13 protein-coding genes are annotated in these 15,294 nt (G+C 40.4%); 3 read left to right on the top strand and 10 right to left on the bottom strand.

Annotation, left to right across the window (positions count from 1 at the left end; genetic code table 11):
- The 6 genes from Q3C19_RS01720 to Q3C19_RS01695 all read right to left on the bottom strand — a co-directional run bounded on the left by Q3C19_RS01720 (window position 1) and on the right by Q3C19_RS01695 (window position 10,205).
- A complete protein-coding gene (locus Q3C19_RS01720) occupies window positions 1-1,608 on the bottom strand; it encodes a RagB/SusD family nutrient uptake outer membrane protein (RefSeq protein WP_071148709.1) in 1,608 nt (535 codons plus the stop codon).
- Between the two features lie 12 nt (window positions 1,609-1,620).
- Window positions 1,621-4,731, bottom strand: a complete 3,111-nt coding sequence (locus tag Q3C19_RS01715) for a TonB-dependent receptor (RefSeq protein WP_277120457.1) — start codon at window positions 4,729-4,731, stop codon at window positions 1,621-1,623.
- A 24-nt stretch (window positions 4,732-4,755) separates the two neighbouring features.
- Entirely contained in the window at window positions 4,756-5,946 is a 1,191-nt protein-coding gene (locus tag Q3C19_RS01710; protein ID WP_071149348.1) for an AGE family epimerase/isomerase, read from the bottom strand.
- 76 nt (window positions 5,947-6,022) lie between these two features.
- Window positions 6,023-7,543, bottom strand: a complete 1,521-nt coding sequence (locus tag Q3C19_RS01705) for an ADP-ribosylglycohydrolase family protein (protein ID WP_071148708.1) — start codon at window positions 7,541-7,543, stop codon at window positions 6,023-6,025.
- Between the two features lie 28 nt (window positions 7,544-7,571).
- On the bottom strand, window positions 7,572-8,972 hold the full coding sequence (locus Q3C19_RS01700) for a sugar porter family MFS transporter (RefSeq protein WP_302726783.1): 1,401 nt from the start codon (window positions 8,970-8,972) through the stop codon (window positions 7,572-7,574).
- Between the two features lie 135 nt (window positions 8,973-9,107).
- Window positions 9,108-10,205 carry a DUF4434 domain-containing protein gene (locus tag Q3C19_RS01695; protein ID WP_071149347.1) on the bottom strand — a complete coding sequence of 366 codons (1,098 nt, stop codon included), beginning with the start codon at window positions 10,203-10,205 and terminating at the stop codon, window positions 9,108-9,110.
- A 205-nt stretch (window positions 10,206-10,410) separates the two neighbouring features.
- Between Q3C19_RS01695 and Q3C19_RS01690 the strand changes: the two genes are divergently transcribed.
- The gene (locus Q3C19_RS01690; RefSeq protein ID WP_071148706.1) at window positions 10,411-11,619 is read left to right on the top strand and encodes an ROK family transcriptional regulator; all 1,209 of its coding nucleotides are present in this window, start codon (window positions 10,411-10,413) and stop codon (window positions 11,617-11,619) included.
- Between the two features lie 19 nt (window positions 11,620-11,638).
- Here the strand turns inward: Q3C19_RS01690 and Q3C19_RS01685 are convergent, their stop codons facing one another.
- Window positions 11,639-11,923, bottom strand: coding sequence for a hypothetical protein (locus Q3C19_RS01685; protein ID WP_071148705.1), 285 nt, complete (start codon window positions 11,921-11,923; stop codon window positions 11,639-11,641).
- Window positions 11,924-12,068: 145 nt separating this feature from the next.
- On the opposite strand from Q3C19_RS01685, the gene Q3C19_RS01680 reads away from it, so the two are divergent.
- Window positions 12,069-12,917 (top strand): hypothetical protein, encoded by an 849-nt coding sequence (locus Q3C19_RS01680; RefSeq protein WP_071148704.1) that lies wholly within the window; start codon window positions 12,069-12,071, stop codon window positions 12,915-12,917.
- 16 nt (window positions 12,918-12,933) lie between these two features.
- Here Q3C19_RS01680 and ispF read toward each other — a convergent pair whose 3' ends face one another.
- Genes ispF through Q3C19_RS01665 form a run of 3 tightly spaced genes read right to left on the bottom strand, consistent with a single transcriptional unit; the run spans window position 12,934 to window position 14,748 of the window.
- Window positions 12,934-13,413, bottom strand: coding sequence for a 2-C-methyl-D-erythritol 2,4-cyclodiphosphate synthase (gene ispF / locus Q3C19_RS01675; RefSeq protein ID WP_022163347.1), 480 nt, complete (start codon window positions 13,411-13,413; stop codon window positions 12,934-12,936).
- Between the two features lie 55 nt (window positions 13,414-13,468).
- The gene (locus Q3C19_RS01670; protein ID WP_302726779.1) at window positions 13,469-14,086 is read right to left on the bottom strand and encodes a fumarylacetoacetate hydrolase family protein; all 618 of its coding nucleotides are present in this window, start codon (window positions 14,084-14,086) and stop codon (window positions 13,469-13,471) included.
- A 2-nt stretch (window positions 14,087-14,088) separates the two neighbouring features.
- Window positions 14,089-14,748 carry a redox-sensing transcriptional repressor Rex gene (locus Q3C19_RS01665; RefSeq protein WP_071149346.1) on the bottom strand — a complete coding sequence of 220 codons (660 nt, stop codon included), beginning with the start codon at window positions 14,746-14,748 and terminating at the stop codon, window positions 14,089-14,091.
- A gap of 180 nt (window positions 14,749-14,928) precedes the next feature.
- Between Q3C19_RS01665 and Q3C19_RS01660 the strand changes: the two genes are divergently transcribed.
- Window positions 14,929-15,276, top strand: a complete 348-nt coding sequence (locus tag Q3C19_RS01660; protein ID WP_288911011.1) for a translation initiation factor — start codon at window positions 14,929-14,931, stop codon at window positions 15,274-15,276.
- The last annotated feature ends 18 nt before the right edge of the window (window positions 15,277-15,294 follow it).

Below are 15,294 nucleotides of genomic sequence, written 5' to 3'. Positions count from 1 at the left end.
TTATTTCCATTCATCAAACTGTTCACATAATATATTTTGCTGTATTTCTGAAAGTGGAATAGGAAAACGATTATATTTTTCAAGATAGACACGCGTTTGCCCTGCATCACAATCAACAATTTCATATTCAAACCCATCTGAAACTTGAACAGGTTTTACTCCTTTCATATGGGTTCCATTCAATAATGTCGTTCCCAACCCCCAACGGCGGATGTCCCAAAAACGATGACCTTCGAAAGCCAGTTCAATCATTCTTTCACGACGTAACAATCTCATAAATTCAGTCTTAGTCGTAGCATGCACCTCAGGCATATCAACACGTGCACGAACTTCGTTTAACGCCTTTAATGCTTCATCCAGATTATTCTGTTGAGCCATAGCTTCGGCATAAATCAATAACACCTCGGCATAACGCATATAATAAAAAGTCAAATCAGTAGAACGCATTCCATCCTTAGGCAGTGTTTCATCAAACAGTTTACGCATATAATAGCCCGTACAAGTAGTACCACCTCCCATTGCATAACCATCTTTACTCCCTTCATAAGTATACAGTGTCTCACCCTTCCACTGGCATCCATTATATAGTATAGAAGCATAAAAACGAGGATCGCGTCCTTTATACGGATCTGCTACCATCTCTGGATCACTCCAATCGAAATCACGCCCATCAACCAACTGATATGCAGAAACCAAATCTTCTGTAGGACTCACCTCTGCATAGCCTCCATCGCTGGGAGGACAATAAAAATAATCAAATGAATAGTCCATTTTATTATCATAAGAATAACCAAATTCAATAATACTCTCTGAATTTGACAGAGGAGAACTTCTTCTATTCATAAACAATTCACCGTACCCTTTATCTTCTCTAAGAGGATTCTTATATAAAGTGTATCCCAATTTTTTTACTTCCAACGCTGCATCTGAGGCTTCTTTCCAGCGTTCTGCATAAAGCATCGCACGCGCTTTCATTCCATAAGCAGCACCTTTTGTCAACCTTCCGGAAGGAACTTTATCCGCATCTGGTAAATAAAGAGCTGCAAAATCCAAATCTTCTGCAATAAAATCCCAACATTCCTCTGGAGTACAACGCGCATGTTCTTTCTGTCCCAATTCCGGCAACTCTTTATAAAGGATAAAACTGGCTCCGTAGCGCTTAGCCAAATCAAAATTAGCTAAAGCACGAAAAAAACGTACTTCCGCCTCAGCCTCTAATGCAACAGATTCTGAAAAATTGTCCTTATGCTCGGCTAAATCACGCAGAAAACGACAACATGATAACTGCCAAGTATGTCGATTCTCCCACAAATCAAAACGATTAGACGCAGGAGTAATAGGAACAGAGCCAAAAACAAAAAGGTTTTCTTCATCCCTAGGACCATTCATTTTCAGAATGTCTGTACAAGCATCATTGCTAATTGCATCACCATAATATCCCCCAATAAGAGAATAAAATCCATTCAAATTTAACCTTAAATTATCTTCATTAGACCAAGCGATATCTTCCGGATAACTATCCGTCAACACCGGATCTATATTACAACTCACCACTGACAGACTTGTTGAGAAGACAAATATTTTAAAGAATCTATAAAAGTATTTCATTGCAATAGTATTTTAGAAAGAAAGATTTAAACCAAATTCATAAGTTCTCTGCTGCGGATAATAACCTTGATTAACACTTGGCATTTCCGGGTCTAGATGCTTCAAATGGGACAATGTAAACAAGTTTCCACCCGCAAAATATATACGAACTTTCTTCAAACCCGCAGTTTCAGCCCACCTACTGGGGATAGTATAACCTAATTGAAGACTTTTCAAACGTACATATGCACCGTTTTCAACCCACCAAGACGACATTTTACCACCATTATCCCGAGAAACGATACCTAAACGAGGATATTCCGCATCCGTATGATCAGGTCTCCAAGCACCTTCCACCAAATAATAGGGTGAATTCCCATCACAATAAAAAGGTTTAGTATAAAAAGTATTATCATAGCCAACACCAGAATATATTCCGCACAAGTTTACATCGAACAAGGCCGCACCCTGGAGCAACATAGAGAAGTCTATTCCTTTCCAATCAGCAGCAATATTTAAACCGTACATCATTTCCGGTGTACTGCTACGGCCTATGGGAACCATATCCTGATCCATCGTAATTTTCCCATCACCATTTATATCCTTCAATTTTATATCTCCCGGTAAAGTCGGACCATAAATTGCACTTTGAGCTATTTCCTCTTCTGACTGAAACAATCCTTCTGCTACAAATCCCCAATACTCACCCATAGGACGTCCCGTACTACGACGATAATTAGGGACATTAGGATCCTCTGTCATTTTCAATATTTTATTCCGTGCCCACGAAATATTTCCCCTAACACTATAATTAAAGTCCTTAATGCGATTACGATGTGTCAATACCAATTCAAAACCACGGTTATCATGCGAACCATAATTTATATATGCAGGATAATAATTTCCTAAAGAAGGAGGGAAACTTCCTGATTGTGATTCGAGCGAACGTGTTGTTTTCATATAAAAGACATCCAGTTCAACACCCAAAAGTCCATTCCACATACTTGATTCAATACCCACATTATATGTATCTGTCAATTCCCATTTTAACAAAGGATTAACAGGACGACTTGTACCTAAATATTTTTGAGGTTCTGAGCCAAATATTACTATGGGATCAGCAGACAAAGTTGCCGTAGAAAAATAGGTCATTGTATTACTAATGGCCCGATCACTTCCTAAACGTCCAATAGAAGCACGCAGCTTCAGATTCTCAACGAAAGGAACAGATTCTCTGAAAAAATCTTCCTGAGAAATTCTCCAACCAACAGAAATACCGGGAAATACTCCCCACCTATATTTTTTCGGCAAAGCTGTAGAAGCATCTATTCGGCTTGTTATCTCCAACAAATATTTGTCATCATATGCATAGTTAAGACGCATTACATAACCAGCCCTTTTATCCAATCCGTGCCCGCCTTTAACCAAATTTTCATTTACTGTCAAACCATAACTCATATCCATAATATCTGTAATAGGAAAATCTTCCCTTCCCGCCGAAAGACTTGATTCATCAGCTCTTGAAAATTCATACAAGAACAGTCCCGAAACAGCATGTTTACCAAATTTATTCGAATATTCAACTGCTGGTTGAATTGTATAACCTTGATTATCCGTAAACCATTGATTTAACTGTACCTTATTAGCAACACGTCCATTCTGAACATCCCAAGAACGAGTAGACTGATTCCAACATGCTAAATCATACGTCAATAGATATTTTTTCTGCATTGTATAATTTTTCACATACGATGCATTCAATTTTAAACTTAATCCTTTGACAAACGGCAATTTATAACGCATGGATACATTACCTTGAAAATAGGTCTTTTTAATATTATTTTTTCCAGAAAGGTCTCGTGCTGCAATCGGATTATTATTGCCATTACCATCTAAATTGATACTGCCTACTGGCATACCACTTGCTGTATAAGGTTGCAAATAAGGATAAGACAACATTGCTTGCTGAAAAATAGAAGCATATGATCCTACACCTGCAGAAGCTCCCGGCTCATTTTCATTCGACACATAACCTGACAAATCAAACGATAAATCAAAATTATCCGTCACCTTAGCGTCCATATTAGAACGAAAATTATATTTATCATAAGAAGTTCTATCTATAATACCCTGCTGATTATATGCCCCCACCGAAGCAAAGAATTTTAGTTTCTCTGTACCTCCCGAAATAGAAACATTATTTGTATAAGTAGGAGCAATATCTTTAAATAATAAATCGAACCAGTCCGTATTTCCATAAACACTTTCTTCCGGACCAGGATTATTTATACGGTCAATTTCACCAGCTGTAAAGCGCAAATTCTCTTCAGCTACCCCATCCATACGTTGAGCCATATTATACCAATATGCATAATCTGAACCGTTCAGAAATTTAGGGAAATTAGTATTTTGGCTTAATGTAACAGCCGAATTAACCGTTACTGTAGGTTTCTGTATTTCTCCACGCTTTGTCGTAACCAATATTACACCTGCTGCTGCACGTACCCCATAAACCGCTGCTGCAGTTGCATCTTTCAATATTGTAATGGACTCTACTTCATCTTGCGTAAAAGATGGGAAATAATCAGTTACAACACCATCTATGACAATAAGAGGACTACCATCGCCTGCGCCATTTCCACGAATATACAAACTAGAACCATCATGACCAGGTTGACCACTACTTTGTTTTGTTATCAAACCAGGAAGACGACCTGCCAACATTGAAGACAAATTTCCACTTGGTGCCATCTTTAGTTCTTTATTATCAACCTGAGCAATAGCACCAGTCACATTTATTTTCTTCTGCGTACCATATCCTACAACCACCACTTCATCCAATAATTCAGAATCTTCCTTCATTACCACTTTCAGAATCCTCTCACCATTCAGAGATACCTTCCGCGTTGTGTATCCGATGTAAGAGAATGTCAGGTTAGCTTTAGCATGAGGCACCATAATAACAAAATGTCCATCTGCATTTGTCACAGTACCAACCTTACGATCTTCCGTAAAAACAGAAACTCCAATTAAAGGATTATCTGCTTCATCAAAAACATTTCCTTCCACTCTAATCTGAGCAATAGCCTTTATACTCATAAGAGCAGATAAAAAGAGCAGTAAAATAAAACATCTGTTTTTCATTATCATTCAAATTTAAAGTTAAAACTATACCATTCCATTCTTATTCTGAGAACCTATTTCTTCCAGCACCTTCCAACACTGATAAAGTCCACGAGGTACATGAAAACATCCTTTCCATTTACCACCTTTCAGAGGAAGAAGTACCTCACCACGACGGTTCAGATAACCATACCACTCAGGATATTTTTCATCTCTAAAGTGCGACCACACATAATCGTGCACTTCCTCAAACCACTCCAAACATTGCTTGTCTCCTGTCAGATAATAACCCTTCAAAAGCGAAATCAAAGTCTCAATATGTACCCACCACAGTTTTTGATCCCATTCAAGCTGCTGAGGAGGATTACCCAAACGATCCATAAAATAAAAGATTCCACCATATTGTTTATCCCACCCATAATTGAGCATGGTCAAAGTGATGTTTTTAGCCTTCTCAATCAGTTCCGGGCGTCCAAGACGTCTGCCCAAATCCATAATGAACCACATGGCTTCAATAGCATGACCGGGGGTTACCTGTCTACCTTCGAAAGAATCAGACAGAGAACCGTCAGATAAAACATTTTCTACGATTATTCCTCCTAGTTCAGGACGATAGAAAACATCCATTACTTCGTGAATACAAGTATCCATCGTCTTCACTAAAAACTCTTCGTCAAGCAAATGCTCTATTTCCAATGCGAGATTACAAAGAATCATAGGTAATGCAAATCCTTTCAGATTGCGGGTGCCTGGATGCAGCTTGTTCCACTTTCCTTTCGGATTGTCCACCTTTGAAAGAATAATATCAAACGTCTTCTTGGCAATCTCTGCATACTCCTGTTTTCCGGTAGCCAAACTCAACTGTCCAAATGCCATCGTAGCAAACGTATAAGAGAAGATGTTGTAAGGTTCTACTAAAGGATGCCCCTCACGATCGAGAGAGAAATACCAATTATAGTTTCCGTCATGCCCATACTTCTTCAGGAATTCACCACCTTGAACGGCACAATCCAGCCACTCTTGCTTTTGTTCCACTTTATTGTAAAGCATGGAGAACATCCACACTTCACGCCCCTGCAACCAAATAAACTTATCTGTATCAAACACATCACCATTACGCTTCAGACAAGTGAAATATCCTCCAAATTCACGATCCTGCGAATGATCCAACCAAAAAGGAAGAACCTTATCTAAAAGTTCATCTCTGTACTGATTTGCCAGTCTTTCAAAATCCATCATTTTTTCCGTTTTTAAATTAGATAGTCAAGAGCCTCTATCAAACTAATATTCGTTAATCTCTTCATATTTTTTATTATTCATCTACTGTATAAGTAATCACATCCCTTATCCAAATATCAGCACCTTTTATCGGATTCATCCATTTACACGTTATTTTATAGTTTCCATAAGGTTGTGTATAATTAAAAAACAATTCATGTTTACGATGATTATATTTCGATGGGAGCAAACATCTTTCCACCAATTTTGCATTAAAATATATATCCAACTCAGCGACATAATTTTCAGGAATATTCTCACCTTTAAGTTCGCCACGAATAACAGCGCCAACACCATTAAATTCAACCGACCGAAAATCCTTCACCCAATTTTCTACAATAAATTTCCGATCCAATTTCAAGCCTTCAAAAGAAACTTCTAACGGTACTGGTTGGGGAGATTGATACGCTATTTTGACATTGCCACCATCTACTTTTCCTCCTTCTCTTTCTACCATCTGCAAAGCATGATTAAAACTTAACTCACAACCTTTTTTAAAACTTACTGTATTGTTAAAAGGGAGATCCTCTACCACAGACAACTCCTGTTTATATTTCTCCGGAAGATGATCATAACCTATCATTGCCCCCAATATTCCTCCGGAAGAAGCAGGATTACAATCTGAATCTTGTCCTGCTCGTGTAGATATATCAATCGTTCTTTCAAAATCACCTTTTCCATAAAGTAAGCCCAAAACAATATATGCACCATTGACATAAGTTTCAATGTTAAACGGCATTTCTACTCCATCAGGACAGGCAATATCATTGTCACCCCATTTCTTCTCAATTCTCTCCCAACATTCTTTCCAATTATCTGGATACAGTTTACTCCATCTAATCACATCTGACATACATTCATAAAAACGGCTTCTTTCAGGAACGACTTTCAATGCTTCTGTCACAACATACTCAACATCATCACTTACATATGCCAAAGAATACATAGCCGCGACATATACTCCTCCATACCATCCATCTCCATAAGCCATAATATGCCCTACACGATCACAAATTTCTGTAGCACTATTCACCATACCAGGCGACATAATTCCTGCAAAATCCGCTTCTATTTGAAAATCCAGGCAATTTGCATGAGGATTATTATGCCAATGCCCACATTTCGAAGGTTCTATCCCCCTTAAAAGATTGTAACGAGCCATCTGATTAGCATGACACAAAGGATAGTCCTTGCCCAAGAACGCTACAGCAAATGAGTCGGTCGGTGCATCCAAACCACATTTTTCAATAGTTTCCACAAAAGTCAAATCAACGTAAATATCATCATACAATCCTCCACCAGCATCATACCACTTCTTAATTTCGCCAGATCCCCAAGGAATTCTGACCGAATCAGGAATCATCTGTGACAAATACTTAAACTCTGTTGGTCCACCATATGTACAGCCTATTATCTGTCCAGCCCAAGCGCCTTTCACTTTATCAAATAATATGTCTTTTGATAAAGTAACGTTCATCATTCCATTCTGATTAGCATTACAAGAGCATAAAGTTGCTATCATGCAACCAATTAGCAAACAATTCTTAATCTTCATTTTATATTTTATAATTTAAGGTCATTCTTCATTTTTTCATCCAATAACGCTCAATTTCTTCCAGCGATTTACCTGTTGTTTCAGGAACTAATTTCCAAACTATCAATATATATGGAACACACATAAATGCGAATAATAAGAAAGTGCCAGCAGGAGTCAGATTTTGTAACATCCAAGGAGTAAGCTGACCCACCAAATACGTACCTACCCAAAGAGCAAAACCTGCAATAGACATAGCTATACCACGGATACGAGTAGGATACATCTCGGACAACAGTACAAAAATGACGGCCGAAATGGAAATAGCACAGCAAAACACATAAAACAGAAAGAAAAACAACAAAAAGTTGTTAGATAAGCCTAATACTTCTGAAAAACGAAAATAGAAACCAATCAACAGTAATGACAACACCATACCCGAAACCCCATAATAAACAAGTTTCTTACGACCGACGCGGTCAATAATAAAGACTGCAATCACAGTTGTCACTGCATTAACGATACCCACCAATACCTGACTAAACAAAGCATCACCGCCAGACAGACCCGCTTCTTCAAAAATGGAAGGACCGTAATAAAGTACAGCATTCACACCCATGAACTGTCCCAAAATAGCAATAGCCGCACCAATCAATACCGCCTTCAGGATGCCGGGTTGCAACAAGAATTTCCAATCGGATTTGCTTTCAGATTGAACCACAGACTTTGTCTCGCTAAGCTGCACAACTGCATCCCGAGATAAAAGATATATCTTGCGAAATACACCAAGCGCCTTGTCGTCACGACACTTGAGCACAAGCCAGCGGGGACTTTCGGGAATAAACAACACCACAAGGAAGAACAACAACGAAGGAACACAAGAAAAGCCCAACATACCCCGCCAAACTTCGGACACCAAAATTGTATTCATCCAACCACTACCAAGCGAAGCACCACTCTGTGAGAAATGCAGGAGTTGATAATTGGCCAAATAAGCACCAAGAAAACCCAAAGTTACCGCCAATTGATAAAGTGACACCAATCGCCCCCGATAACGCGCAATAGAAACCTCGGATATATAGAGTGGTGACACAATAGACACTACTCCGATTCCTACCCCACCCAACACACGAGCTACCACCAATTGATCGAATCCGCCGGCAAATGCACATCCTATGCCTGACACCGAAAAGAACAAAGCAGCTATCAGCATCGTAATCTTACGTCCATAACGGTCGCTCAATTTGCCGGCAAACAACACCCCGATGATAGAACCTACCAAAGCACAACCGACAAACCATCCCGTCTGAATCTGGTCAAGCCTAAATTGCGTCGTCACCAGCGATATGGTGCCCGAAATAACCGCCGCATCATATCCGAACAAGAATCCTCCCAAAGCCGCTACGACAGAAAGGAATACCAAATAAGAAAAATTTATATCTGTTTTCATACCTATTAAAGTTAATCTATAAGAAAATCAATGCATTATCTCTAACCATTCAAGAACTGATGAAACCGCTGGTTCCATACTTTGAAGCTATCGGTTTATCTCATCAATAACGGTCAAATTCTCTAACGGAGCAAATTAATCCATCTCGAAATATTCTTTGTATCTGTCATACAAATGTCCGGCCTGAATATAAGCCGACTGCGGACTCATGAAATGAGAAAACTCGAAAGTAATAGCCTTGTCATATCCGGCACGCTTGGCCGCTTCCAACTTCAAGCGGAGCTTATCAAACTTAATCGGCAGAAAATGGATAGGCATATCACGATCGAAAGTTTCTGCATTTGTCCAACACTTCATACTATATTTATCAGCCAACTTCTTATTTACTTCAAAAAATGCATCCAGTTCATCATAATCAATATGCCCATCCTGAAATGCACAAGCGTCAACAACATCATGAATACCATCGAATATCTCATTCCATTCTTGTTCATGCTGTCGTACAGATACCGTTTCCTTTTTGGTCAACTTACTTGTTCCCATAATAGCCTTCTTACCATCAATCCAAGGCGAAATAAAAGTCGGCAAGCCACCTGAGACATCCTTACACTGTTTGCCTAAAGCATGAAAAGCCGTAATAGCTCCTTTTGTAGCCCGACTGATTTCACCACTGATATACCATCCTCCAAAACTATCGAAACGACTACCATACTCCTCCCACACTTCATCTATCACATACTTGTTATCCTCTATCTCACAACTCAAGTCGCCAGTATCCCAATAACGCCCAGAATCGTACAAACCGAAATAGAACTTCATGCCATACTTCTCCGCCAACTTCAAATACATTTCAAGTAAATCAACCGAAGGCATATAGCAACCCTTACCAAGCAAATACTTCGACGGATAAGTAACAAACTTTCGATAACCAGAACGGATCATAATAACAGTATCTATACCAATAGATTTCATATAACGGAAATCAAGTTCCCATTCTTTTGGTCCCCAATTCTGATGAGGAATATCATGTGAAATCTCATCCAAAAAAGTCCCTGTTATTTTCAATCCTCCACACTTAGGTACAATCAATTGAGAATTGCCAGCCGACCCCTGTAAAAGCTGTTGCCCTTCTCTTTCAGATAATGACGCATACGATAAAGATGGAGCCGCCAGTAACGACACACCCGCAAAAACTGATTTTTTTATGAACTCTCTTCTACTACTCGCTTCCATCTGCATTAGATTATTAGTATTTCATTATATAACGCCGCAAATATACTAATCATTTTAATTATATCCAATTAATTAATAAAATATTTTATTATATATCAGCAAAATAATTAAATATATTACATAAATGAAATTATTATGTTATTAATTAATGAATAATTAATGAAATATTTTATTATCTTTGTGCATACTAATAAGAAATGATAATATGGCACAAGCATTACTCAAAGAAATAGAGATAGGGAGCAAAAATGCCCTATTAAAAAAGAGAATAATTACACATTATATATATAATGGAAGTTCTACTATTACAGATCTCTCTAAAGAACTCGATTTGAGCGTGCCGACCGTAACCAAATTCATAACAGAGATGTGTGAAGAAGGATACATCAATGATTATGGTAAATTGGAAACCAGTGGTGGAAGGCATCCCAGCCTCTATGGGCTCAACCCCGAATCCGGCTATTTTATTGGAGTAGACATCAAAAAGTTTGCTATCAATATAGCCTTAATCAATTTTAAAGGTGATATGCTGGAGCTGAAAATGAATATTCCCTACAAATTTAATAACACTCCGGAAGCATTAGAAGAACTATGTAAACTTGTCAAAAATTTCATTAGGAAAGCAGAGATCAATGCAGAGAAAATCATGAATATCTGCATTAATATTTCCGGACGGGTCAATCCTGAATCAGGTTACAGTTTCAGTATGTTCAATTTCTCGGAGAAGCCACTAGCTGAAGTACTGACAGAAAAGATTGGCAAACCAGTCTGTATCGACAACGATACACGAGCTATGACCTACGGAGAATATATGAAAGGATGTGTAACAGGAGAAAAAAATATCATCTTTATCAATATTAGTTGGGGACTTGGCATAGGTATTATCATTGACGGAAAGATATATACCGGAAAGTCCGGATTCTCTGGCGAATTCGGACATGTCAATGCTTTCGACAACGAAATCATCTGCCATTGCGGGAAAAAAGGCTGCTTAGAAACAGAAGCTTCCGGTAATGCACTACATCGCATTTTCCTAGAAAGAGTGAGCAGAGGCGAAACATCTATTTTATCCAACAGATTAAAAGATAAAGGTAACCCACTCACTTTAGACGATTTGATAGTAGCAGTCAACAAAGAGGATCCCCTGTGCATCGAAATAGTGGAAGAAATAGGCCAAAAACTAGGTAAACAAATAGCTGGTCTGATAAATATCTTCAATCCAGAACTAGTCATCATAGGAGGAACGCTTTCGTTAACAGGAGACTACATTGCACAACCAATCAAAACAGCTGTACGAAAATATTCACTAAACTTAGTAAACAAAGATTCCATAATACTGACTTCCAAGCTAAAAGACAAGGCCGGAATTGTGGGAGCCTGTATGTTGGCTCGAAGTCGTATGTTTGAAGGTTAATATCTATCCTAAAAAGAGCTTACCAGATATTCTTCCTTTTCCGCATCTCCTCCCGCACCAGTTCCGCCTCCGTAGGCGACAGTTTGGGCAGCTTTACCGTCTGCGGACTCTCCTGCTGGTAAGCTTTCACTTCGTCGATAAGCAGTTGCCAGTCGTACAGGAATTCTTCCGAACAGCCATGACGGCGGTATATCTCTTTGGCTGCCTCCAGAATTTCGGGAGCGCAACTGTCATCCCCTTGGAAAACCACTGCGGGGATGTCATGATGTATGCAGTCTCTTAGTAAACGTACTTGATCTTTCATTGCAGAATTCTTTTCTATTTTCAGTATTGCAACTTTCACCAATTTAACCCTTTGGCAAGGGGAATACAAAGATAAAGGGTATTTTCCAAAAGGTATTGCATAATAGCCGAAAAATCCGTATATTTGAGGAAACGAAGCAACGGTTATGGCTAACCCGAACATTCCGGGCATTCCCCGGACCGAACAAGACCTGCTGTATCAGAAACTAAGCGTTTACAACAGCGGAAGAACTTCTTACAAAGAGGTAGGAGCCTATCTTGTGGCATTGCCCCGTTACGAACACCCTGCATACTCACTGTGGATTTATTCGCCACTTCCCGAACATCAATCCATCTTCTACATCTGCGACCTCTCCGAAGATGTACACGATTCGCTGCGCATAGCCAGTACGCTCTGTTTCTATTCCCAGCGACCGCTCTACGTCGTAGAATACAATGCCAAAAGGATGCAAAGCAAAGGCGACGACCTTGTCTTTTTCGGAAAATATCGGGGACACTTTCTGCACGAGGTACTACGCATCGACCCGGCTTACCTGTCGTGGATTGCTTTCAAGTTCGAACCACGCATCCCCAAGCAGGAACGCTTTGTACAGATAGCCCGCATATATCATTCGGTCCACCTCGATGTGCAACGGCGAAAAAGCCAGCAACAAAGCAGAAGCAGTTTTCTAGGAAAAGAAGGGGACAAAGTAGAAAATCTGAAACTGACTGTCCAGAGTGTACACATCGAAGACAATCCCTACAAGACGCAAGTCATAAAGGGCATTCCACACTTCTACGTCAGACAAATGCTAAAGCTGAAAGATGCTGCCGGCAACCTCGTTACCCTGCGTATCAATGCACGGACAGCCAGTACACAGTCGTGTCTGCTCCCTGCCCTGGAACACGCCTATCAGCCGGGCGAAACAGTAGAAATCGCCTCGGCACGGATAGCCCGTACTTATCTGATAGGGAACATAAAATGTACGAGGCTCAATTATGTAAAGCTGCGATAGAAGCTTGCAGATGCTTTCACACTTTCTCAATCAGCACCGTAGCATAAGCCGAGATACCTTCTTCACGCCCGGTGAAACCAAGTTTTTCTGTGGTTGTAGCCTTGATAGATACATCATCTTCATCTACCCCCATCACCGATGCAAGCGTACGCTGCATCTCGGGAATATGTGCCTTTAACTTAGGCCGTTCGGCGCAAACCGTAGCATCAATGTTACCGACAGTATAGCCTTTGGTAGCAATCAGTTCAACGGTTTTCTTCAAAAGGATTTTGCTGTCGATACCCGCAAACTCGCCTGCTGTATCAGGGAAATGATAACCGATATCACGCATATTGGCCGCCCCCAACAAGGCATCACAAATGGCATGAATCAGCACATCGGCATCGCTATGTCCCAGCAGCCCTTTCTCATGTTCCAGCCGGATACCTCCCAGCCAAAGCTCGCGTCCCTCGACCAGCCGATGGACATCGAAACCAAAACCTACACGTATCTTCATAAGCTTTCTTATAAAACAATATAAACTACAACTGTTCTTCCTGCCACTTTCACAGTTATCGGATGTAGAAATCAAGCAGTTTTTCTTCTCCCAGATATCCTTGCAAATGTTGTCCGATGCTTACCGGTCCCACTCCCGCAGGCGTACCCGTAAAGAGCAGATCACCAATTTTAAGCGTCATGAAACGACTGACATAAGCAATAATATCGTCCACGCGGAATAACATATCGGCCGTATTTCCACGCTGTACCTCCTTGCCATCTATATCAAGATGAAAGTCCAGATTCTGCACATCCCCACCTGCCTGCTCCAAGGAGATAAAGTCGCCTATTGCAGCCGAATTATCAAATCCCTTACACAGTTCCCAAGGATTGCCCGCCTCACGGAACTTACGCTGAAGGTCGCGGGCCGTAAAATCGATACCGACCGTCACTGCGTCGTAATAACGACGGGCAAAACGTGGAGCAATGTGCTTGCCCAATCGGCAGATACGTACTACAACTTCCGTTTCATAATGCACCTCGTTCGAAAAGTCGGGCAAAAAGAAAGGCTTGCCGTCCTTCAGTATCGCCGAATCAGGTTTCAGGAAGATAACCGGCTCACTATTCACAGCCGTATGTCCCAATTCCTCGTTATGACGGGCATAATTCATGCCCACAGCCAAAATCTTCATGACTAAATATGTTCAAAATTCAATCGGTTAAACATTACCGCCAGATGGGCGTACAGTGAAGTATTCTGCACCACAATATGCTCGGGCACTCGGATACGGAACGGAGTAAAGTTCCACACAGCCTTGATGCCTCCCTCCACCATTTTGTCGGTAATCTGTTGAGCTATCTCAATGGGAACAGTCAGCACACCGATATTGACATCGTACTCCGACATCTTCTGTTCAAACTCATCGGTATGATAAATAGGGATACCGTTCAGCTGCGTTCCTACCAGATCAGGATTCACATCGAATGCCGCCACAATCTCCAATCCGAAATGGTTCAAACCGGAATCGTGCAGCAAGGCTCCTCCCAAGCTACCTACACCAAACAGAAAAGCCTTATGCAGATTGGTAAACCCCAGAAAATCTTCCAATACAGCAATCAAAGTATCAATGTCGTAGCCTACCCGTGTGCGGCCAGAGATATTGACATACGACAAGTCCTTGGCTATCTGAGATGCATCGATATTGATTTCTTTGGATATTTGCGTAGAAGAAACAAAACGTTCTCCTTTCTTTTTCAACAGCTTGACATTAGAAAGATACCACGGGAGACGGCGCAAGGTTGGCTCCGGCACTTTCATGCTATTCTTATGTTGAATTGCCCGGTTCGTGGTCATTCTCTTCAATTATTTAGGTTACAATAGACAAAAGTAGTCTTTTTTCTGTAAACGCTTGGCGATAGTTAACATAATTTCTACAAAACTTTTGACTGCATTGCAAGACTCCATGCAAAACATTATTTTTGCCTGTCGAAATCAAGAAACAGACATACACATATCCTATATACCAAGCATATTATGAAAAAGAACGATTGGAAAGACCGACTCAATGTAGTATACTCCACTAACCCTGACTTCCAATACGAAATGGAAGAAAACATCGAAGAGCAAACCTTGCCACCCGCACAACAACGCCTGCGCGTGCAACTGGACCGCAAGAACCGGGGAGGAAAAGTGGTGACCCTGATAACTGGATTTACCGGTACAGAAGACGACCTAAAAGAACTGGGACGGATGCTGAAAAGCAAATGCGGTGTAGGAGGCAGCGCCAAAGACGGCGAAATCATAATACAAGGTGATTTCAAACAGAAAGTCATCGAACTGCTGAAAAAGGAAGGATATACCCAGACAAAGCCAGTAGGATAAAAAAGAGCGGCAACTACA

Origin of the sequence: Bacteroides sp. ET489, from assembly GCF_030518095.1 — a bacterium.
In the GTDB taxonomy this organism is placed as follows: domain Bacteria; phylum Bacteroidota; class Bacteroidia; order Bacteroidales; family Bacteroidaceae; genus Bacteroides; species Bacteroides ndongoniae.
Note: the sequence above shows the minus strand (reverse complement) of the source record. Positions and strands in the feature narration are given on the sequence as shown.

Bases quoted from the DNA above. Each gene is read 5' to 3' on its own strand.
- Q3C19_RS01665 (WP_071149346.1), bottom strand. From the start codon at position 14,748: ATGACCACGAACCGGGCAATTCAACATAAGAATAGCATGAAAGTGCCG.
- Q3C19_RS01720 (WP_071148709.1), bottom strand. From the start codon at position 1,608: ATGAAATACTTTTATAGATTCTTTAAAATATTTGTCTTCTCAACAAGT.
- Q3C19_RS01680 (WP_071148704.1), top strand. From the start codon at position 12,069: ATGGCTAACCCGAACATTCCGGGCATTCCCCGGACCGAACAAGACCTG.
- Q3C19_RS01715 (WP_277120457.1), bottom strand. From the start codon at position 4,731: ATGAAAAACAGATGTTTTATTTTACTGCTCTTTTTATCTGCTCTTATG.
- Q3C19_RS01670 (WP_302726779.1), bottom strand. From the start codon at position 14,086: ATGAAGATTTTGGCTGTGGGCATGAATTATGCCCGTCATAACGAGGAA.
- Q3C19_RS01690 (WP_071148706.1), top strand. From the start codon at position 10,411: ATGGCACAAGCATTACTCAAAGAAATAGAGATAGGGAGCAAAAATGCC.
- Q3C19_RS01660 (WP_288911011.1), top strand. From the start codon at position 14,929: ATGAAAAAGAACGATTGGAAAGACCGACTCAATGTAGTATACTCCACT.
- Q3C19_RS01710 (WP_071149348.1), bottom strand. From the start codon at position 5,946: ATGGATTTTGAAAGACTGGCAAATCAGTACAGAGATGAACTTTTAGAT.
- Q3C19_RS01705 (WP_071148708.1), bottom strand. From the start codon at position 7,543: ATGAAGATTAAGAATTGTTTGCTAATTGGTTGCATGATAGCAACTTTA.
- Q3C19_RS01695 (WP_071149347.1), bottom strand. From the start codon at position 10,205: ATGGAAGCGAGTAGTAGAAGAGAGTTCATAAAAAAATCAGTTTTTGCG.
- ispF (WP_022163347.1), bottom strand. From the start codon at position 13,413: ATGAAGATACGTGTAGGTTTTGGTTTCGATGTCCATCGGCTGGTCGAG.
- Q3C19_RS01700 (WP_302726783.1), bottom strand. From the start codon at position 8,972: ATGAAAACAGATATAAATTTTTCTTATTTGGTATTCCTTTCTGTCGTA.
- Q3C19_RS01685 (WP_071148705.1), bottom strand. From the start codon at position 11,923: ATGAAAGATCAAGTACGTTTACTAAGAGACTGCATACATCATGACATC.